At 60.6% G+C, this 19,040-nt stretch carries 19 protein-coding genes; 11 read left to right on the top strand and 8 right to left on the bottom strand.

Features of this window, described 5'->3' with window-relative positions; translation table 11 throughout:
- Nucleotides 1–2 precede the first annotated feature (2 nt).
- From ABH15_RS06105 to ABH15_RS06140, 8 genes are read right to left on the bottom strand one after another with little or no spacing between them, the layout of a single operon-like run.
- Entirely contained in the window at nucleotides 3–1,316 is a 1,314-nt protein-coding gene (locus tag ABH15_RS06105) for a formylmethanofuran dehydrogenase subunit B (RefSeq protein ID WP_128693493.1), read from the bottom strand.
- Nucleotides 1,316–1,723: a molybdopterin dinucleotide binding domain-containing protein gene (locus ABH15_RS06110; protein ID WP_174719418.1), complete on the bottom strand. Its 408-nt coding sequence runs from the start codon at nucleotides 1,721–1,723 to the stop codon at nucleotides 1,316–1,318. Before ABH15_RS06110 ends, ABH15_RS06105 begins: the two co-directional genes overlap by 1 nt.
- 36 nt (nucleotides 1,724–1,759) lie before the next feature.
- Nucleotides 1,760–2,185: a hydrogenase iron-sulfur subunit gene (locus ABH15_RS06115; RefSeq protein ID WP_128693495.1), complete on the bottom strand. Its 426-nt coding sequence runs from the start codon at nucleotides 2,183–2,185 to the stop codon at nucleotides 1,760–1,762.
- Nucleotides 2,185–4,209 (bottom strand): CoB--CoM heterodisulfide reductase iron-sulfur subunit A family protein, encoded by a 2,025-nt coding sequence (locus ABH15_RS06120; protein ID WP_128693496.1) that lies wholly within the window; start codon nucleotides 4,207–4,209, stop codon nucleotides 2,185–2,187. The genes ABH15_RS06115 and ABH15_RS06120 overlap by 1 nt, the downstream gene beginning before the upstream one ends.
- 10 nt (nucleotides 4,210–4,219) lie before the next feature.
- Nucleotides 4,220–5,125 carry a CoB--CoM heterodisulfide reductase subunit B gene (gene hdrB / locus ABH15_RS06125; RefSeq protein WP_241648028.1) on the bottom strand — a complete coding sequence of 302 codons (906 nt, stop codon included), beginning with the start codon at nucleotides 5,123–5,125 and terminating at the stop codon, nucleotides 4,220–4,222.
- 4 nt (nucleotides 5,126–5,129) lie between these two features.
- Nucleotides 5,130–5,711 carry a CoB--CoM heterodisulfide reductase subunit C gene (hdrC, locus tag ABH15_RS06130; protein ID WP_128693498.1) on the bottom strand — a complete coding sequence of 194 codons (582 nt, stop codon included), beginning with the start codon at nucleotides 5,709–5,711 and terminating at the stop codon, nucleotides 5,130–5,132.
- A 9-nt stretch (nucleotides 5,712–5,720) separates the two neighbouring features.
- Nucleotides 5,721–6,881, bottom strand: a complete 1,161-nt coding sequence (locus tag ABH15_RS06135; protein WP_128693499.1) for a 4Fe-4S binding protein — start codon at nucleotides 6,879–6,881, stop codon at nucleotides 5,721–5,723.
- Nucleotides 6,882–6,896: 15 nt separating this feature from the next.
- Entirely contained in the window at nucleotides 6,897–7,169 is a 273-nt protein-coding gene (locus tag ABH15_RS06140; RefSeq protein WP_128693500.1) for a 4Fe-4S binding protein, read from the bottom strand.
- A 1,058-nt stretch (nucleotides 7,170–8,227) separates the two neighbouring features.
- Here ABH15_RS06140 and fhcD point away from each other — a divergent pair.
- The 11 genes from fhcD to ABH15_RS06195 all read left to right on the top strand — a co-directional run bounded on the left by fhcD (nucleotide 8,228) and on the right by ABH15_RS06195 (nucleotide 18,726).
- Entirely contained in the window at nucleotides 8,228–9,136 is a 909-nt protein-coding gene (gene fhcD, locus ABH15_RS06145; protein WP_128693501.1) for a formylmethanofuran--tetrahydromethanopterin N-formyltransferase, read from the top strand.
- An 89-nt stretch (nucleotides 9,137–9,225) separates the two neighbouring features.
- Nucleotides 9,226–10,182, top strand: a complete 957-nt coding sequence (locus ABH15_RS06150) for a tRNA(Ile2) 2-agmatinylcytidine synthetase (RefSeq protein ID WP_128693502.1) — start codon at nucleotides 9,226–9,228, stop codon at nucleotides 10,180–10,182.
- A complete protein-coding gene (gene mmp11 / locus ABH15_RS06155; protein ID WP_128693503.1) occupies nucleotides 10,166–11,059 on the top strand; it encodes a methanogenesis marker protein 11 in 894 nt (297 codons plus the stop codon). Before ABH15_RS06150 ends, mmp11 begins: the two co-directional genes overlap by 17 nt.
- Nucleotides 11,041–12,012 carry a radical SAM protein gene (locus tag ABH15_RS06160; protein ID WP_128693504.1) on the top strand — a complete coding sequence of 324 codons (972 nt, stop codon included), beginning with the start codon at nucleotides 11,041–11,043 and terminating at the stop codon, nucleotides 12,010–12,012. Before mmp11 ends, ABH15_RS06160 begins: the two co-directional genes overlap by 19 nt.
- A complete protein-coding gene (locus ABH15_RS06165) occupies nucleotides 12,009–13,280 on the top strand; it encodes a thiamine pyrophosphate-dependent enzyme (protein WP_128693505.1) in 1,272 nt (423 codons plus the stop codon). Before ABH15_RS06160 ends, ABH15_RS06165 begins: the two co-directional genes overlap by 4 nt.
- The gene (locus tag ABH15_RS06170) at nucleotides 13,261–14,391 is read left to right on the top strand and encodes a homocitrate synthase family protein (protein ID WP_128693506.1); all 1,131 of its coding nucleotides are present in this window, start codon (nucleotides 13,261–13,263) and stop codon (nucleotides 14,389–14,391) included. The genes ABH15_RS06165 and ABH15_RS06170 overlap by 20 nt, the downstream gene beginning before the upstream one ends.
- A complete protein-coding gene (locus ABH15_RS06175) occupies nucleotides 14,388–15,599 on the top strand; it encodes an aconitase/3-isopropylmalate dehydratase large subunit family protein (protein WP_128693507.1) in 1,212 nt (403 codons plus the stop codon). The genes ABH15_RS06170 and ABH15_RS06175 overlap by 4 nt, the downstream gene beginning before the upstream one ends.
- Nucleotides 15,599–16,069 (top strand): LeuD/DmdB family oxidoreductase small subunit, encoded by a 471-nt coding sequence (locus ABH15_RS06180; RefSeq protein WP_128693508.1) that lies wholly within the window; start codon nucleotides 15,599–15,601, stop codon nucleotides 16,067–16,069. Before ABH15_RS06175 ends, ABH15_RS06180 begins: the two co-directional genes overlap by 1 nt.
- Nucleotides 16,066–16,887, top strand: a complete 822-nt coding sequence (locus tag ABH15_RS06185; protein ID WP_128693509.1) for a DUF7714 family protein — start codon at nucleotides 16,066–16,068, stop codon at nucleotides 16,885–16,887. The genes ABH15_RS06180 and ABH15_RS06185 overlap by 4 nt, the downstream gene beginning before the upstream one ends.
- The gene (locus tag ABH15_RS06190; protein ID WP_128693510.1) at nucleotides 16,865–17,836 is read left to right on the top strand and encodes an isocitrate/isopropylmalate dehydrogenase family protein; all 972 of its coding nucleotides are present in this window, start codon (nucleotides 16,865–16,867) and stop codon (nucleotides 17,834–17,836) included. The genes ABH15_RS06185 and ABH15_RS06190 overlap by 23 nt, the downstream gene beginning before the upstream one ends.
- 41 nt (nucleotides 17,837–17,877) lie before the next feature.
- Nucleotides 17,878–18,726 (top strand): deoxyribonuclease IV, encoded by an 849-nt coding sequence (locus ABH15_RS06195; protein WP_128693511.1) that lies wholly within the window; start codon nucleotides 17,878–17,880, stop codon nucleotides 18,724–18,726.
- Nucleotides 18,727–19,040: the final 314 nt, after the last annotated feature.

Raw genomic sequence — 19,040 nt, forward strand, 5'->3', positions numbered from 1 at the left:
GTTCACTCCCCCTTGATCTCTTTGATCCGTCCGAGAACCTTCTCGAGGAACTCCTCGTCGGTCATCATGCCCTCGGGGGCGTCGACGACCTTTCTGGTCTCGATCGGAACGTTATCCATACGGTACGCACAGCCGCCGACTTCGACGCCGACGAATGCGACCGGGACGTGCAGTTTGCAGACGGCCGTGGTGGGCGTCTGGTGCGGGTCGATACAGACGGACGGGAGCTCCGAGATCTTCTTCACCGAGCTGAACGGGAAGTGTGCACCGGGGTCGCTGCCGAGGACGAAGACGGAGTCGACTTCATCTCTGCGGAGCAGGTCGTTCGACGTCGTCTCGCCGGGGTTGTAGCGTGCAAACCCGCGGGAGAGATCGACCGCGAAGGGGAAGCCGAACTGCCAGCCCCAGACCGCTCCGGAGCCTGTAACGTTGTAGTGACCGCGCATCGGCATGATGGCAGCTTTCGTGTACTCGTTCAGGTCACGGGTGACTGCGATCGCTTCGTCGATGTTGTGGTTCTTCCCGAGCGACTGGGTGACACCCATACCGAAGAAGATGATCACGAAGCGACCGCTCTTGAGCACCTCGGCAGCCTCGTAGATCTGCTCTTTCGGGATACCTGCCACGACATCGGGCAGCGGCAGACCCTTGAAGGCGACACGAAGCGCATCGAGGAGTTCATAGTCGCGACCCTGCTCGATCTGCAGGTGGACATCGGCGACGTTTGCCGTGTCGGTCTTCCGCGGGTCGATGACGATTACTTTCCGACCCTTGTGACCCTTCCCGGTGAAGAATCCACGGGGGAAGATCGAGTAGCGGGACATGTGCCGCGGGTGAGCGTGGGCAGGGTTGCATCCCCAGAATACGACACGGTCGGCACGGTTCTTGACCTCACCGAGCGTGCAGTGCGGGATACCGATATCCTGCACGGCGATCAGGCTGGTCCCGTGGCAGACGGTTGCGGTGTTATCCATGACCGCACCGGTGATCTCACCGATCTCGGAACCGACACCCTGTGCCTCGCAGTTCGTGGAACTCCAGCCGTACATGAGCGGCTTTTTGGAGTTTGCCAGCATCTGTGCGGTGTACTCGATAGCCTCCTCGTAACCGATCTCTTTCCAGCTGCCGTCTTCCTGTGCCAGTCGCGGCCGGGTCAGACGGTCTTCTGCCTGGGAATGGAGGAACTTCTCGGCGCCGATGGCGCAGGCGTTGTAGACCTCAAGGAGCTGTTTGCCGTCATCGCTGACGACAACCTCGAGGTCGTCGCAGAGTGTTCCGCAGAATGGACAGACTACATCCGGTATTGTCTTTGTCATCAGATTTCACCCCGGCATGCTTTCCGCACGAGCTCGAGCGAGTCCAGAACGGTCTCGTTCTTTGCTTCCGTGATCTCGACGGGTGTACCCTTGAACGTGGGCATTCCGGTCGAGTACGTGTTCGGGTTGATCACCTGGTTCGCCCACGGACCCATGGGTATGTACGCGACTCCCGGGTGGGGTCCCTGCGTTGCCTCGATTGCCTTGACGACAACACTGCCGTGCTCGCTGGTGACGCGGACGGTCGTGTTGCGGTATGCACCGAGCTTCGCAAAGTCGGACGGGTCAATCTCGATGATCCCGCAGGCGGCGGTGTAGGCGGGTTTTTCTTTCCCGCCTTCCATCGAAACGCCCTGCTGGATCGTCCGACCCGTGATCAGATTTACTGTGATTGCCAATGTATTCATCTCCTGTTTAATATATTGGAGTTGTTATTTAGGAATTTATTTGGCAAACTCTTTGATCGGGCTCGGGCCGAGATCCTTCACCGTCTTGATGACGTCTTCCATGACTGCTCCCCACTTCGCACCCTCGGATGCGGAGACGAAGGTCATGCGGAGACGGTTGTCTTCAAGACCGATGTTCTTGAGCACGCTCTTTAAGAGGAACATCCTCTTTGCGCACTTGTAGTTCCCCTCGAGGTAGTGGCAGTCACCGAAGTGGCAGCCGGAGACGAGAACACCGTCGGCTCCATCCTGGAATGCCTTCAGGATGAAGAGGGGGTCAACACGCCCGGTGCACATCACACGGATGGCACGGACGTCAGGCGGGTACTGAATGCGGGCGCCGCCGGCAAGGTCGGCACCTGCATAGGAGCACCAGTTGCAGATGATTGCGATGATCTTCGGTTTCCAGTTCTCTTCAGCCATTACTGCTCACCTCCAAGGAGGAACGCGTCAATCTGTGCGACGATCTGTGGGGTTGCGAAGTGCTGCATCCAGATTGCACCACCGGGGCAGAATCCGCCACAGGTACCGCAGCCTTTACACTTAGCCTCGGTGACCTGCATGACTGTCCTGCCGTCCTTCTCGACGAGCGCAAGTGCAGAGTAGGGGCACTGGGGCACGCAAAGACCGCAGCCCGCGCACTTGTCCTCGATACACTGGGCGAAGTAGGGCTCGAGCTCGACCTCTCCCTTGTGGATCGGGATCGATGCTGCGGATGCCGCACCCTCTGCCTGTGCGACCGTGTCGGGGATATCCTTCGGTCCCTGGCAGGCGCCGGCGAGGTAGACACCGGCAGTCGTGGTACCGCACGGGTTCAGCTTCGGGTGTGCTTCAAGCAGCCAGCCGTCCTGCGAGCAGGAAACACCGAAGAGTCTCCGGGTCTTCTCGGTCTCGGCGGTGGGCTGAATTGCGGCAGCGAGCACGACCATATCGACTTCGAGATCGACCGGCCGTCCGAGGAGCGTATCCTCTGCGTGGACGTAGAGGTTCTTGCTCTCGGGGTCCTCGGTGATGTTTGCAACCCTGCCGCGGATGAACTTCGCACCCTCGTCCTGGATACGGTAGTAGAACTCCTCGTACATCTTACCGAAGGAACGGATGTCCATGTAGAAGATATACGGGATTGCTCCGGGCATCTTCTCGATGATCTGGTGGGCGTGTTTCAGCGAGTACATGCAGCAGAACCGCGAACAGTACGGCTTGCCGACACCGGTGTTGTCACGGGAACCCGCACAGAGCACGAAGGCGATCTTCTTCGGCTTTTCGCCGTCGCTCGGGCGGATCAGTTTGCCGCCGGTCGGGCCGGACGCACAGATCAGGCGCTCGAACTCGAGCGACGTGATGACGTTGTCGAAGTTCTTGTAGCCCCACTCGAACTTCTTCTCGATGGGGAAGATCTCGTATCCGAGTGCCAGGACGACGGTTCCCACCTTGACGGTGATGAGTTCGTCTTCCATCTCGAGGTCGATTGCCTTCTTCGTGCCGCATGCTTCAACACAGAGGCCGCACTTGACACAGGAGTCGAAGTCGACGGTGTAGATCAGCGGGACGACCTGGGGGTGATAGACATAGATGGCCTTCCTCGGAGCCATGCCGAGCTCGAAGTCGTTCGGCTTGATGACCGGACAGACCGCAACACAGTCGCCGCAGCCGGTACAGCCGCCGCCGACAATGCCCTTTGCCTCTGCCTCGGCGGGAGTGATGACACCGCGGGCCTTCTTTCTGAGGGTGACGTCGAAGTTGCCGATGTATCCCTGCACTTCCTCGACTTCGGTGTAGGTGAGAAGCTCGATGTTCTCGTTCCTGAATACGTCCACCATCTTCGGGGTCAGGATACACTGCGAACAGTCGAGGGTCGGGAACGTCTTGTCGAGCTGGGACATGCGTCCGCCGATCGTCGGGGTCTTCTCGACGAGGTAGGTCTTGATGCCTGCGTCAGCAAGGTCGAGTGCTGCCTGCATACCGCCGACACCACCGCCGACCACCATTGCGGTCTTCTCGACGGGAACGCTCTTCGGGAAGAGGTCCTCGAGTTTGGATGCCTTTGCGACGGCGATCCTGACGGCATCCTTTGCCTTCTCCGTTGCCTCTTCGGGCTGGTGCATGTGCACCCAGGAGTTCTGCTCACGGATGTTTGCCATCTCGAACCGGAAGGGGTTCAGACCGCCTGCCTTCGTTGCATTTCTGAAGGTGGGCTCGTGGAGGCGCGGGGAACACGCCGCAACGACGATGCCGGTCAGGTTGTGCTCCTTGATTGCGTCGGCGATCTTTCCCTGGCCTGGCGTCGAGCACATGTACTGGTATTCATCGGAGACGACAACGTTCGGGAGCGTCTTGGCGTACTCCATGACATCCTGAATGTTGACGGAGCCCGCAATATTGGTACCGCAGTGGCACACAAAAACGCCAATTTTAGGCTGCTCTTCGTTCTTTTTTATTTCTGCCATATTTTGCACCTCACAGAATCTTCTTCAGGAACGGCTCGACGCTGATTGCGTGGAGGTCGAGAGCGAGTTCGTCCGGGTTCATGCCCTGTGCCAGTCCGAGGAGTTCGTTGAAGTGCAGTACGGGGAGGCCGTAGGTGCTGCCGAACTTCTCCTCGATCTCGATCTGACCTCTGTCGAACTGGAGCTGACAGAACGGACAGACTTCGGTGACTGCATCCACACCGACTTCCTCGAGGTTGATCAGCTTCTCGTTCGTGATATCAAGCGCGTGGGCAAGGTCGAATCCACGGACACCGCCGCCTGCACCGCAGCACTGCATCTTGTTGCGGTACTGGACGGGCTCGGCACCGAGTGCGGCGACCAGTTCCTCGATCCACATGGGATCTTCGGTGTTGCCGAAGTGCCGCTCTTTCTTGGGCTTCATCAGGTGGCAGCCGTAGTGGACGGCGATCTTCGCACCGGTGAGAGGCCGGGTAACGCTGTCGGCGAGCTTCTTCACACCGACGATCTCGGGGTCGTAGTAGAGCTCGGCGAGGTGCCAGACATCGACGGTTCCCTTGAACTCCATGTCGATCTCTTTGAGCACTTCGTTGACGCCGTCACGGAGTTCAGCGTTGTGTTTCAGCTTGTGGTTAACTTCCCAGATGGATTTGTAGCACCCGTTGCAGATCAGGGCGATATCCATATTCATCTGTTCTGCAAGGACGATGTTGCGTGCCGCCATTGCATACCAGACGTTCAGGTCGATAGAACCGAACGCACCGGGTGCAGGACAGCAGCTCGCACCCTTCAGGGGCAGCAGCTCGATACCGACCTTCTTGCTGGTCTTGATGGCTGCCGCCTCGATGCCGGGATAGCGGTTCGGGGCGATGCATCCCAGGAAAAATGCATACTGACGCATATTGTTGCTGCTCATGGTTTCACTCACCCTTTGCTAATATTCGGTCTGCTTCGTCTTTCAGCTTGTAGTGATCCAGGATCTTCTGGATGCCGGGGATGTACTCGGGGTACTTGTGCGTGGTCTCAGGTTCGGCCTCGAGTCCGAGTTTCACGCGAGCTGCCCGGTTGACGTCGTTGTTCGGGACGCCGTGCCCGGACTTGTAGATCAGCTGAACGGTCTGCAGGAAGTTGCGCGGAACGATATCCTTCCTGAAGGCAAGGTTTCGCATCGCCATGATGACGTCGGTCGGTGCGATGTCGCGCGGGCAGCGGTCGGTGCAGCTGTAGCAGGTGGTGCAGAGCCAGAGGTCGGGATCGGTGAGTGCTTCCTCTTCGAGTCCGAGGACGGCCTTACGCATGAACAGCCTGATGCGGTAGGAGCTTCTGGGTGCCGACGGGCACGATCCCGTGCAGGTACCGCACTGGTAGCACATGTGGGCGGGCGTCTGCCCGATCTTCTCGACTTCCTTGAGGAACTCGGGGTTGCTGTCGGTCGTGTAATACTTCCGGTCCCGGAGTTTCTCTGCAAGTTTTTGGTCTAGGTAATTCTTCGCTCTTGCCATGACTATCCCTCACGCTTCTCCCAGAACTTTGACTTCAGCCTCACCGGGCGAGGACTCCTTGACCTTCGAGGTTCTTGGAGTGAGGAGCTTTTCCTTGATGCGCTTGAAGAGGTCGGTTTCCTTACCCTTCATGCGGACACCGGTGCGCCGCAGGACGATGACATCCTCGCCGGGGCAGGCATTCACACATGCGCCGCAGAGGATACAGTAGTCCTTGTTGACGGCGATGTTCGGCTCGATCTCTCCCTTCATCTCCTTGGCGGGGACGGGGCTTGGCAGGTAGATTGCATTGCAGGGGCAGACCTCGACGCAGGTGGAGCATCCGCCGGGACACTTCTCGGGGTGGAATTCGATGTCGCCCTCGAAGATCTTCTCTACCGTGATCGCTTCCTCGGGGCAGGACTCGACACACCATGTGCAGGTGCAGCAGTTGTCCTGAATGATATCGACTTTGCCGGGGAGCTTGTCGCTGATGACTTCGCGCACAACGGTGATACAGTCCTCGGGACAGGCCTCGACACAGACCTGGCAGGCATCGCACTGCGACTCATCCCACTTGACTTCGCCCTCGATCTTGCCTGATTCGGCGCTGACGGGCTTGCGCTTTACATCGATTGCGGGACAGAGCTCTCCGCAGATACCGCAGACGTTGCACTTCTCGGTATCCACATTGAACGTCGTCTTGGTCTGCAGGGCTGCCTGACGGGGCTTGCCCTCTGCGTCCGTTCCCTCAAATGCGGGTACGTCGCGGGAGATTGCGTCCCTCGGGCAGACATCGGCGCAGGTCGTGCATCTGCTGCACTTCTCTTCGTCGACGGCGGTGACCATGTCGTACTGGGGGAACCCTTCCTGCTCGAGGATCGGGAGTCGCTCCTCCTCGTCGATCTTCAGGGTCATCGCGTTGAACGGACACATGATCACACAGACACCACAGTACGAACACTTCTCAGCGTCGACGTCGACGGGTGCTGCATAGTCAACTGCCCCTCTGCGTGCCGCACCGACCGGTCCGAGCACGATTGCCTCTTCAGGACATGCATCGACGCAGATACCGCATCCCGTACATGTCTCGGAGTTCAGGATAAGGTTGTTAACGTTCTTCAGGAGCCTCTGCTCCATGATGACGTTCTGGCCTTCCTGTTTTTTAGAGTATTTTGGAAACAGTGCCATAGATTGAAATCACTCCTATACTACCGCTTTCCGGGCCTTTGCCCTGGTCTCCCACGGTCCAACAAGCTGGATCACATCGTAGGGGCATGCCTGGACACATACGCCGCAACCGGCGCAGAGCTCTGCATTGAAGTCGAGGACAATCGCTTTGCCGTCCTTCACCCTGTAGATCTTCTCTTTGGTTACAGGGTCTTCAGTGTAGAGTTCGAGAGCGTCCACAGGGCATGCCACCACGCAGTTGTTACAGCCTGTACATCGTTCCATATTGATGTGCAATGCAAATGCCATGGTATCACGCACCAGATCTGATCGATTAAAAATCGATATGTAAAAAGTTGTCAAATAATATACATAAACCTTCTGCATTATCGCAGGCTTTAAATCTGATCGTTATCACATATATTAATCGTAATATATTAAATAAGTAACCTGGTTAACTAAATCCGACCGGCTTTCCCTTCCGTTTGCAGTGCGGGTTCAGACGAAAATCGGAAGGTATATATCCAGTTACTCCGCTGCCCATTCGGCCACCTATGATTCTGTCCGTTTTCCCTGGTTGGTATCCTGTGATATTTTATCTGGGTCTTTTTATAATTCTAACCTCTATGCTCTATTGAATATGTACTGCGCTCTATACTTCCTATTCTTTCGGCAATCTCCCATTTCTCCGCAGTTATCCTGAAATGTACGAAAAAACACCTCCCCTGCCCCTGGTTCCCTGACCTCCCTTCTCCCGGCAGGTGCGATAATGCCGATGCTCCGTCTCCGTATGGTTCCCAGCTTCGAACCGATTGGGTGACAATTTTATCTTGTTTACTCCTGGTGGCAGGAGTCCTGCAATGGTATATACATTCCTCTGGCGGTAGCAGCGGTAGCGGGTTTTTTTCCATATTCATGGTGCACTCCCGGGGGATTGCGGGCGTTACCGGCACCTACGGCGATCCGTTTACGGGACTGTTCGAAATGGTTGTGGAATATAGTACTGCTGCAGCCCGTCTGAAACCGTGCCTGGGTGCCGTATGGGAGTATCCGTGGCTGGAGGAGTTGATTATTTCTCCGGTGAGTCCGGTCGAACCTGTTACATTTCGGTGCCAGCCCCTGTCATCACTGGCTCTCAAAATCCGCTGTCTGTGGCGCTATGGGTGGTATTCTCTGTTGAACCCGGTATTTTCAGAATCAGCGGGTTTATCCCGTTTATCGACCGCCTTTTCATCCGCCCACGGCGGCGGAACTGAGGAGGCCGCGTCGTCATCGTCGCTTCGCGGGGCGGCCCCTCTGCTCCGGTGCGGATTAAAAAGAAACTTTATTCTACCAAGCTCATGACATTGTAGAAACGAGGTGAAGATATGGAACTTAATGGTGTACCGATTGACGATACGTATGCAGAGGCCTTCCCGACCTGGGTGTCGCGGGTCATCATCACAGCAGTCACTGAGGAATGGGCATACAGGTCGGCCGTCGAGGCGGTGGGCTTTGCCACTTCCGCTATTGGCTGCCCTGCAGAAGCCGGAATCGACTGCTTCGTCTCGCCCGACGAAACTCCTGATGGCAGGCCGGGCTATGCCATCCTGATCTGTGCGAGCAAGAAGAAGCTTAAGGAGCAGCTTGTCGAGCGGATCAGCGAATGCATCCTGACCGCACCGACGACCGCCGCTTTCGACGGTCTCGGCGACGTTATTGCCGATGTTCCGGAGAAGATCCCGGTCAAGCTCCACTTCTTCGGTGACGGATACGAGGAGAAGCGCGAAGTCGGCGGCAGAACCGTGTGGGCCATCCCGATCATGGAGGGCGAGTACATCGGCGAGGAAGAGTTCGGTGCCGTGAAGGGTGTTGCGGGCGGTAACTTCTTTGTCATGGGAGAGACGCAGATGTCCGCTCTCATGGGCGCTCAGGCCGCAGTCGATGCAATCAGCGGTGTCTGCGGAGTTATCACGCCGTTCCCCGGCGGTATCGTCGCCAGCGGTTCCAAGGTGGGCAGCAAGAAGTACAAGTTCATGCCCGCCAGCACCAACGAAGCCTACTGTCCGACCCTGAAGGGGAAGGTCGAGAGCAGCAACGTCCCGGACGGCGTCAAGGCTATCTATGAGATCGTCATCGACGGTGTCGACGAGGATGCCGTCAAGCTGGCCATGGCCGAAGGTATCAAGGCCGCAACCAAGGTCCCCGGCGTGAAGTTCATCAGTGCTGGGAACTTCGGCGGCAGCCTGGGTCCGTTTAAGTTCGATCTCAAAGACGTCCTTGCGGACGAACTCTAACTCTTTTTTCTCGCTGTTCCTGTCCCGGATCGATCCGTTTATATACTCTCGTCAACGACAATCCTGTTAACGAAATTTTCGGTGATATCATGGTCACGCTTATGCCGGAGGATGTCAGGGCACGCTACGGGCCGCTGTTTGCCCGGAAGTTTCTCGTTATGATTGATGAGAATGCTGGAATTGCGGAGATACGCGAACAGTGCCGGGCACGAGGCACCATCGAATGGGATGCGGCGAACCGGCGCCGTGCCGGAGGGGCTCTTCGGTCGGCTTTTGTCGAGGGAACATCGATGACGATGCTCGCGAGCCTCGGGCGATCCCCGGTGAACTTCGGGGCGGCGGACCGCGAGATCGGCGGGCAGGCTCTCGAGGGTGTGGAGGTGCAGGGTGCTGAAGTGGTAACGTCGTGGTCGGGGATCGCCGGCGCCGGTGTCGGCATTGCTGCCTGCCTTCCCCAGGCACCCGGCGTGATCCGTGCGGAGTACCCGTCGGAAGACGATCTCCGGCCCGGCGGCGCCCGGACATGCCGGGTTCGGATCGTCTCCCCACGCTACGAGAAGGTGACAATAGGCATCGACGACACCGATACCCGCGAGGAGGGAGCCACCTGGGTGCTCGCCCTGCAGTGTGCCGAAGCCTGCACCATTCCGGGTGTCGAGTATCTCGATATGCGTCTTGTACAGCTGAACCCTGCCGTGCCGAAGAAGACGACGAACTGCGTGGGCTCTGCACTGAACTTCGCGGTTCTGCCGGAGAAGGTCGACGAGCTTCTCGCTTACGTGCGCGAGTTCATCGAGTCCCGGGCTGTCAGCAACGATACGGGCATCGCCGTCTTCCGGGGGATCGCGCTCCCCGAGGAATCGGAGTTCCTCCGCCGGGTAAAGACGGAGATCCTGACGCTCGACGAGGTGCATGCTGAAGCAGAGCGGCTCGGTATCCGGTACATCGACAGTGCCGGGAGGAAAGGACGTATCGGAGCTCTCGGTGCGCTGCTCTGGGCGAATAAGGGTAGTGAAGCGGCGGGGCTGTATGGAGAAGCTCTCTGATCCCTACACGATCCGGTATCCTCAGATCGTCGCGCTTGCGGATGACGACGGAACCCGTGTCGAGCTCGTAGAGTTCTTCGACTGCGTCGGCGGGGCGATGTGGGTGAAGCACCACTATGCGCAGAGCCCGCTCGTCGAATCGATCCGCACCGTCGGGTCGACGAACCGGTATCTCCTCCGGACAGGCTCGGCAGACCTTGCCCTTGAAGGCTCGCGGTTCCCTGCAGGGATCGCCGGTGTCGGGGTGGATGGCCGTGAGATCGCGATCACCTACCGCGGGCTCGGCGGCGGGGGTGTCGGCGCCTCTATCTGCCGTGCATCCGCACCCGGGGTCACCCGCTTCCGGAGCGACCCCGCCGGCGGAGGAAAGCTCGCGGGCTCCACCATCTGGCTTCCGAGAAGGGAGCGGGTACTCATCGGGGTGGACGATACGGATACCGCCGAAGAGGGTGCGACCTGGACACTCGCACATAACGTCGCCCGGGCGGTCGAGGACGACCGATCCCGCTACCTCTCCCACACCATTGTTCAGCTCTACCCCGTACCGTACCGTACGAAGAACTGCGTCGCGATCGTCTGTGAGTTTGCGTCGGACGACCCGGACGGACTCGTCCGGCGGTTCCGGGAGTACCTCGAGGAGTACACGCTCTCGGATAAGACCGGCATGGCCGTCTACCGCGGTTTCCATCCCGGCTCTCTTGAGGCGTTCGGCCGGAAGGTCAAGAGCGGCGAGGTCTCGCACGACGACCTTGCGGCGCTCGACGATCCCCGCCTGACGATCGCCATGGATGGCCGTGGTATCATCGGGGCGGTGGCGGCAATCCCCTTTGCGACCAGGTATGACGAGGCACTCGCGCTATGGACTGGAAACGGTTGAAGGCAACGCTGCTTGCGGAAGGCTCGGTCAGGCTGACAGGAGATGCGGCGGACTCCTATGTATCCCGCTCCGCTGCAGGCCCTTCCGCCGGGAAGTCTGGTTCGGTCTTTTTTGCCGTCGGCGACCGGCGGGTGAGGCTGACCGTCGATCCGGCAGCCCGACCGGTGCTCGAGCACACGGGCGGCGGGGAGGCGCGGCTGATCCTCGGAGACGAGCTGGTCTCCGGCAGGATTGAACCTGCAGCCCTCCATTGTCCCCGGCAGGCGTATATCACCGTCACCGGGCGGTGTATCTTCCGGTGCCGCTACTGCCCGGTGCCGTCCCTTGAGGGGCGGCGCAAATCGATCGGCGAGATCGTCGGGCTCGTCGAGCGGGTGCAGGATGATATCGATGCCATCTCGATTACGTCCGGGGTTGCATCGACGGTGGAGGAGGAAGAGGCATACGTGCTCGACGTCGTGAAGGCGCTCCGGCAGTTCGACCTCCCCATCGGCGTCTCCATCTACCCGACAGAGAACACGCCCCGTCTGCTCCACGACCTCGGCGTCGCCGAGGTGAAGTTCAATCTCGAGGCGGCGACCCCTGCCCTTTTCGCAGAGATGTGCCCGGATCTTGACTGGGGCTTTATCCGGGACGTGCTCCGGCAGTCGGTCGCACTCTTCGGCCGCGGCCGCGTCTTCTCGAACATTATCGTCGGTCTCGGCGAGACGGACGAAGACCTCGAGCGGTGCATCGCCGACCTTGCCCGGATCGGGGTCATCCCCGTGATCCGCCCGCTCTCGCCGGCGGCCGATCTTGCCGACAGGCCCCGCCCGTCTGCAGCCCGCCTCCTCCGGATCCTGGAGATCCACGAGCGAGCCCTGCGGCGTGCGAACCTCAGGCCACAAGACGCGCTCTCGATGTGCTCGGCCTGCACCGGCTGCGACCTTGTGCCGGGGAGGGATACCCCATGAAGGGTGAGGCGGCGCTTGCATCGATGCTCCGGCGTTCCGCGGACCGGTTCTACACCGTGCCGGGCTATCCGATCTCCGGGCTTGCAGCGCTCCTCGACGCCGAGATCGCCGTCAATGAGAAGGTGGCACTCGAATACGCCCTCGGTGACTCCCTCGCCGGTCGCCGGGCGGCGGTCGTGGTCAAACATGTCGGACTGAACGCCTGCGCCGACCCGCTGGTCAACGCCACCACCCAGGGACTGCGCGGGGGCGTTGTGGTCGTCGCAGGTGACGATGTCGACGTGATGGCGTCGCAGAACGCACAGGACTCCCGTTACTACGGAGAACTCGCGGAGATCCCCGTACTGGAACCGGGCATCGCGACCTGCCGGCAGGCGGTGGAGACCGCGTTTGAGGCTTCGGAGACCTTCTCCCGCGCCGCACTGCTTCGGGTCACTCCCTCCCTCCTCGATGCCGATATCCCCGACGGGGAGATCGAGCGCACGAGCGGCACCGGCCGGCTCGCCGATCCGGGGCTGACGCTTGCAGGCCGCGTTGCCGATGCCGATCGGCGGACTGCCGCTATGTTCGCCTGGTCGCGCGATTCTGCGCTGAACCGCATGACGGGCGGCACAGTCGGTGTCGGTACGTGTTCCGGGACCTCAGAGGTCGTCACGGTCTATCCGCCGCCTGCAGACCCGGCGCTCCTCGCCGATACCTGCGAGCACGGCCGGCCGTTTCTGCGGGAGCACCGGTTCTGCGAACCTCCCGCTCTTTCCGGGACTCCGGAACGGATGGAGAGCCGCGGCTACCACAAGACGTTCTGCCGGGAGTGTCCGTTCCATTCTGTCTTCGCCCTTATGAGGGAGCGGGGTCTTCTGGCGATCTGCGACATGGGCTGTTCGGTGCTGGCGATGAATCCGCCATACCGCGTGGGCGAGGCAAGTTACGGCCTTGGTTCGTCGATCGCTGTTGCTGCGACCAGTACGAGGGTAGCCCTCACCGGCGACTATGCTCTGCTCCATTCCGGGATAAACGCCCTCATTGATGTCTATGAGAAGCAGAAACCGCTTCTCTGTATCGTTTTGAAGAACAACCGTATGGGGATGACCGGTGGTCACCCCACACCCGATATACATAAGTATCTCACCTGGGCGGAGCCGATCACCGTTGCTGCCGGTGATAAGGCAACGCTGCGTGAGGTGCTGTACGTGTCCGGGGAACCCCGCACCGTGGTGGTCGAGGGTACCTGTCCGGAGGATGGACGACATGAAACCGTGGCATATTGAGATCTGTGACGTGACGCTGCGAGACGGAGAGCAGACTCCCGGCGTATCGTTTACCTGTGAAGAGAAGTTGAAGATCGCAGAACGTCTCGACGCCGTTGGTGTCGAGGTGATCGAGGCAGGATTTCCGGTTGTCTCTTCCTCGGAAAAGGTCTGCGTCACTGCCATTGCGCGAAGCGGCCTCTCCGCCCGTGTCTGCTGTCTCGCCCGGGCGTTGAAAGCCGATGTCGAGACCGCTATCGACTGCGACGTCGATATGGTCAGTATCTTCATCGCAACGTCGGACCTGCATATCAGACATAAGTACCGCAAACCCCGCGAGCAGGTGCTTGAGAGCGCCCTCGCAATGGTGGAGTACGCCTCGGATCACGGAGTCCAGGTGCGATTCGCCGCCGAGGATGCCTCCCGCACCGATATCGGGTTCCTCATCGAGATGTACACCCGGGGTGCCGAGCACGGTGCCGACCTCGTCAGCTTCGCCGATACCGTGGGGTGCCTGACACCCCTCGAGATGCAGCAGGCCGTGACGGCGATCACCGGGGCGGTAGACCACCCGCTCTGCGTGCACTGCCACAACGACCTCGGGTGTGCCTCGGCCAATACCATAACAGCGGCGGCTTCGGGAGCCTACCAGCTCCACACGACCGTCAACGGGATCGGCGAGCGCGCCGGAAACGCAGCCCTCGAAGAGGTGCTGGTCGCCCTTCGCATGAAAGGCGGTATCGACCGCTACGACCTTGCCGGTCTCACCGATCTCTCCCGGTATGTTGCAGAGGTCTCCGGCATCAGTCCGGCAAAGACGAAGCCGATAGTCGGGGAGCACGCCTTCGCTCATGAGAGCGGCATCCACATTGCGGCGATCCTCGAAGACCCGCTGACGTACGAGTACATCATGCCCGAGCTGGTCGGCGGCGAACGGCGGTTCATCCTCGGCAAGCATACGGGGAGACGTGCGGTCGAGCACGTGGCAAAGGCGCACGGGTGCACCCTGACCGACGGCCAGCTGCGGTGGGTGCTCGATCAGATCAAGATCTGCAGTGAAGGCAAGTGCAGCATCACGCCGGATCTCCTCTGCGATATTCTGAAACGGGCAAAGGAGGTGCCGGGAGCATGAGCACCCTTGCCGAACGTATCCTCGGTGCGGCCGAAGGAGCGTATGTGGATCGTGCCGTCGATATTGCCTTCGCCCACGACGGAACCGGGGTTCTCACGCGGGAGACGCTCCGGGAGATGGGGGTGGAGAAGCTCGCCTGCCCTGAGCGTGTGCACCTGATCTTCGACCATATCGTTCCTGCCAATACTTCGATGACGGCGAACCTCCAGAAGGAGCTCCGGGAGTATGCCAGTTCCGCCGGCCTTGCGTTCTCCGACGTCGGCGGGGGCATCTGCCACCAGGTCATGAGCGAAGGCGTCGTCCTCCCCGGGCAGATAGTCGTCGGTGCCGACTCGCATACCTGCACCCTCGGTGCCTTCGGGGCATTTGCGACCGGGGTGGGTGCGACGGATATGGCCGCGATCTGGGCGTCGGGCTCCACCTGGTTCCGGGTGCCGGAGACGATCGAGCTCTCCCTCACCGGTCATCTGCAGGGGGCGGCGGAACCGAAAGATCTGGCGCTCGCCTACGTCGGCAGGCTCGGTATGGACGGAGCGTCGTACCGGGCGCTTGAGTTCACGGGAGAAGCGGCGGCGGATATCTCCATGGCCGGAAGGCTCACCCTCTGCAATATGGCGGTCGAGACCGGGGCGAAGACCGGTATGTTCTATGCCGATACCACAACGGTCCGCTACCTTGCAGGATGCGGCATCGCTGCCGACCGCCAGAAGCGTGAGGAGGCGAAATACGCACAATCCCACGAGTTCGATCTCGGGGCGATCACACCCCTGGTCGCGGTGCCGCACCGGGTGGATACCGTCCGGGAAGTCGCTGAGGTTGCCGGGATACCGCTCGACCAGGTCTTCGTCGGGACGTGCACCAACGGCAGGTTCGAAGACCTCCAGCGGTTTGCCCGGATCGTCCGCGGAAAGAAGGTCGCGGTCAGGACGATCGTCGTGCCCGCATCGCGGGCCGTGCTCCAGGCGGCCGCACAGTCCGGTGCCCTCGCGGATATCGTTGAGGCGGGTTGCGTCGTGGGGACACCCGGCTGCGGCCCCTGCCTCGGCGCCCACACCGGGGTGCTGGGCGAGGGCGAGGTCTGCCTCTCGACTGCCAACCGGAACTTCAAGAACCGGATGGGTGTGGGCGGCGAGATTTACCTCTCGTCGGTCGCCACCGCGGCGGCAAGCGCTCTTTCCGGCACGATCACCGAACCGGAGGTGGTATAATGTACGGTGAAGGCCGTGCCGTCTGCCTCGGCAGCGATATCGACACCGACGTCATCATCGCCGGCCGCTACCTCCGCACCAAAGACCGCTCTCTCTGGGCGGAGCACGTCCTTGAGGATCTCGATCCGGCCCTTGCAGGCCGTCTTGCCGGTGCCGTGGTCGTCGCAGGGAAGAACATGGGGTGCGGCTCGTCCCGGGAACAGGCGGTCATCGCCCTTAAGGAGGCGGGGGTTGTCGGGATCGTCGCCCCGTCGTTTGCCCGTATCTTCTTTAGAAACGCGATTAACATCGGCCTCCCCGTGATCGAGGCCGATCTCCCCTGCACGGACGGGGCGCTCGTCCGGTTCGACCTCAATGAGGGATGGGTTGAGGTGGACGGTGCACGTTTCCCCGCCCGCCCCCTCTCGCCGCGGATGGTTGATATCCTGGCGGCAGGCGGTCTTGTCGGGTACTGGAGGTCGCACCGGTGATCTTTCCGGCACACTGCAAAGAGGTCGGGTACGATGCCGGCCATCGGCCCTGCGGCGAACGGGTCTACTTCCTGACCCGCTACATCATTCGCGAGACGGAGGACGGGCACGAGGTGCTCGAAGTCGAGCTCGACCGGACCGGGACGGGACTGATGCGAAAGGTGACGGGGCTGCGTCTCCTCGCCGCAGGAGATGACGTAGTCTGCTATCCTGACCGGGTGCAGCTCCACGACCGGCGAGGCCTCGTCGAGAAGGCGCTCCGGTCGGGACGGCGCTGCACCATCTTTACCGGATACGACGAGCATACCTCGTTCGTGCTCGATCCCGATCTCTCCGGTTTTCTCCGCCTGCACGTCTACGATATAGAGCCTCCCCGCCCTCACCTCGCCGCTACCATCAGGGATCTCGAAGCATGCGGCCTCTTTGGCGATCTCGAGGTGGTCTTTGTGGAGCACCTCCGGGATATCGTGGGGATCGATGCCGATGTCTTCCCCTGCCGTGCGGCGGGATTCTCCCGGACGCTCGATGCGGATGCCGTGCATAGCGGCGACCGGGTGGCCGGGTGCATGACCGGCAGGGATCTTGTCCGGGAGTGCTACGGCGAGGCGTTCGAACTCGAGAACACCTGCCCGCTCTCTCTGGTGGCAGAGGAACCGTTTATCGCCCGCTGCTGCAGGAGCGAGCGGGAAGGAGTCGGCACGTACGATGGGAAGTTCGGTGCCGTGGTGCACTGGGGTGCGACACCTGCGGCGATTGCGGGTGCGGTGACTGAAGTTGTGAGGAGGTGGAGATGCGATGGTGCAGATAGCGGTCGTTGAAGGGGACGGCATCGGGCAGGAGGTGATCCCGGTCGCCCGCGCCGTCATCGAGGCGGTCAGGCCGGATTTTTCACTATATGATGTCGAAGTCGGCTACGGGCGGTGGAAGCGGACGGGGAGCGCCTGCGATGCGGAGACGATGGAAAGCCTGAGGGCGGCAGACGCGATCCTCTTCGGTGCGGTGACGACGCCGCCCGACCCGGAGTACCGGAGCGTCCTTCTGCAGATCCGCCGCGATCTCGACCTCTATGCCAACATCCGCCCGATCCGCGGTGACGGGTTCGATCTCGTCATCGTACGGGAGAATACCGAAGGTCTCTATTCCGGGATCGAGTGGCGGGAGGCGGATCGCGCCTGCACCCTCCGGGTGATTACGGAGAAGGGGAGCCGGCGGATCGCCCGGTGCGCCTGCACCCTTGCGAAGCAGCGGCGGCACCTGACGATCGGCAACAAAGCGAACGTTCTCAAGTCGGATGCTTTCTTCCTCGAGATCTGCACACGCGAGGCAGAAGAAGCAGGAGTGCCCTGCAAAGCCCACTACATCGATGCACTCTGCCTCGACATCCTGATGCACCCTGACCGCTACGATGTCATCGTCACCACGAACATGTTCGGTGATATTCTGAGCGATGCCGCCGCTTACCTCGTCGGGGGGCTCGGGCTGCTCCCGAGCGCCAACATCGGCGATAAGCATGCGTTCTTCGAACCGGTTCACGGAAGTGCTCCGGATATCGCCGGGAAGAATGTTGCAAACCCGATCGCGGCGATCAAGAGTGCTGCGATGATGCTGCGGCACTTCGGGGATACGGAGCATGCGGCAGCCGTCGAGGAGGCCGTCCGGCTGACCGTTGCAAAGGGCACCCGGACGGTCGATCTCGGCGGGGCGACCGGAACGCGGGAGTTTGGCGAGGCGGTTCTCGGCGAGCTCGGAGCCCTGATCGGTCCCTGACGGGAATATCTAACATCTCTTTTGCTTCATAGGTACCTGCAATGGTGCGGGTTGGATGCCACGTCTCGATCGCCGGATCGATCGATCAGGCTATTGGGAGGGCAGAAGAGCGGGGCTGCGATACGTTTCAGATATTCTCGAGAAACCCCCGGGGCTGGAGCGCGAAAGACCTTGATGAGGATGCCGTGGCGGCGTTCAGGACGGGGGTATCTTCGGCCGATCTCCATCCCGTCGTCGATCACATGCCCTATCTCCCGAATCTGGCGACATCGAAGGATGAGATCTTCGAAAAATCCGTTGCGACGCTGACTGCCGAGCTCGAGCGGTGCGGGGTGCTCGGTATCCCGTACCTGGTCACCCATCTCGGGCACCACGGCGGCGTAGGTGTTGAGGCCGGGATGCAGCGGGTGGCCGATGCCGTCAACAGGGCGCTCGCCGATGCGGATTCCGATGCAATGCTGCTCCTTGAGAACACGGCAGGGGATAAGAACAGCGTGGGGACGACTGCTGCCGATATCCGCCGGATTATGGACGGGATCGAGGATCTGAGCCGTATCGGTATCTGTTTCGATACCTGTCACGCCTTTGCGGCAGGCTATGAACTTCGGACCCGCGATGGTATCGAAGAGACGTTCGGGATCTTCGACGACCTGATTGATCTCGCGCACCTGCGGGTGATTCACCTGAACGATACGAAGGGAGGCCTCGGCAGCCATCTTGACCGGCATGAGCATATCGGCCTCGGGTGCATCGGCGAGGAGGGTTTCCGTCTCCTCCTCAGCCACCCGGCCGTGCGCGATCTGCCGCTTATCTGTGAAACCCCGGTTGATGAGCGGCGTGACGACGCAGGGAACATCTCTGCCGTCCGGGAACTTGCCCGGCACGGTTAGCCGATCGCGTGCAGGCCTGAGAGGGTTCTGAATATTATTCTTCTATTTTTATAATACTCGTTTCCCGAACAGACCTTCCCCCTCATCTCCCTCCCTGGGATACTTTTATATAATATAGCGGTATTCTCCCCCTCACCCTTGGGTCGGCAGAATACCGCAGCGTGCGATCGTATCGCACCTATGCCACAGTGCCGGTTTCTGCCGATCATGCAATTGCCGAACCATCGCGTGAGGATGCAGGGGGGGGAATGCTCTCATCTATGGTGATCAACGAATGGTACACGATACACGAAATGCTCTACTCTGTGTAGTTC

The organism is Methanoculleus taiwanensis, from assembly GCF_004102725.1.
Taxonomy (GTDB): domain Archaea; phylum Halobacteriota; class Methanomicrobia; order Methanomicrobiales; family Methanoculleaceae; genus Methanoculleus_A; species Methanoculleus_A taiwanensis.

What these genes read in the sequence shown, in the direction of transcription:
- ABH15_RS06105 (WP_128693493.1), bottom strand. Translation starts at nt 1,316, where the DNA reads ATGACAAAGACAATACCGGATGTAGTCTGTCCATTCTGCGGAACACTC.
- ABH15_RS06110 (WP_174719418.1), bottom strand. Translation starts at nt 1,723, where the DNA reads ATGAATACATTGGCAATCACAGTAAATCTGATCACGGGTCGGACGATC.
- ABH15_RS06115 (WP_128693495.1), bottom strand. Translation starts at nt 2,185, where the DNA reads ATGGCTGAAGAGAACTGGAAACCGAAGATCATCGCAATCATCTGCAAC.
- ABH15_RS06120 (WP_128693496.1), bottom strand. Translation starts at nt 4,209, where the DNA reads ATGGCAGAAATAAAAAAGAACGAAGAGCAGCCTAAAATTGGCGTTTTT.
- hdrB (WP_241648028.1), bottom strand. Translation starts at nt 5,125, where the DNA reads ATGAGCAGCAACAATATGCGTCAGTATGCATTTTTCCTGGGATGCATC.
- hdrC (WP_128693498.1), bottom strand. Translation starts at nt 5,711, where the DNA reads ATGGCAAGAGCGAAGAATTACCTAGACCAAAAACTTGCAGAGAAACTC.
- ABH15_RS06135 (WP_128693499.1), bottom strand. Translation starts at nt 6,881, where the DNA reads ATGGCACTGTTTCCAAAATACTCTAAAAAACAGGAAGGCCAGAACGTC.
- ABH15_RS06140 (WP_128693500.1), bottom strand. Translation starts at nt 7,169, where the DNA reads ATGGCATTTGCATTGCACATCAATATGGAACGATGTACAGGCTGTAAC.
- fhcD (WP_128693501.1), top strand. Translation starts at nt 8,228, where the DNA reads ATGGAACTTAATGGTGTACCGATTGACGATACGTATGCAGAGGCCTTC.
- ABH15_RS06150 (WP_128693502.1), top strand. Translation starts at nt 9,226, where the DNA reads ATGGTCACGCTTATGCCGGAGGATGTCAGGGCACGCTACGGGCCGCTG.
- mmp11 (WP_128693503.1), top strand. Translation starts at nt 10,166, where the DNA reads ATGGAGAAGCTCTCTGATCCCTACACGATCCGGTATCCTCAGATCGTC.
- ABH15_RS06160 (WP_128693504.1), top strand. Translation starts at nt 11,041, where the DNA reads ATGGACTGGAAACGGTTGAAGGCAACGCTGCTTGCGGAAGGCTCGGTC.
- ABH15_RS06165 (WP_128693505.1), top strand. Translation starts at nt 12,009, where the DNA reads ATGAAGGGTGAGGCGGCGCTTGCATCGATGCTCCGGCGTTCCGCGGAC.
- ABH15_RS06170 (WP_128693506.1), top strand. Translation starts at nt 13,261, where the DNA reads ATGAAACCGTGGCATATTGAGATCTGTGACGTGACGCTGCGAGACGGA.
- ABH15_RS06175 (WP_128693507.1), top strand. Translation starts at nt 14,388, where the DNA reads ATGAGCACCCTTGCCGAACGTATCCTCGGTGCGGCCGAAGGAGCGTAT.
- ABH15_RS06180 (WP_128693508.1), top strand. Translation starts at nt 15,599, where the DNA reads ATGTACGGTGAAGGCCGTGCCGTCTGCCTCGGCAGCGATATCGACACC.
- ABH15_RS06190 (WP_128693510.1), top strand. Translation starts at nt 16,865, where the DNA reads ATGGTGCAGATAGCGGTCGTTGAAGGGGACGGCATCGGGCAGGAGGTG.
- ABH15_RS06195 (WP_128693511.1), top strand. Translation starts at nt 17,878, where the DNA reads ATGGTGCGGGTTGGATGCCACGTCTCGATCGCCGGATCGATCGATCAG.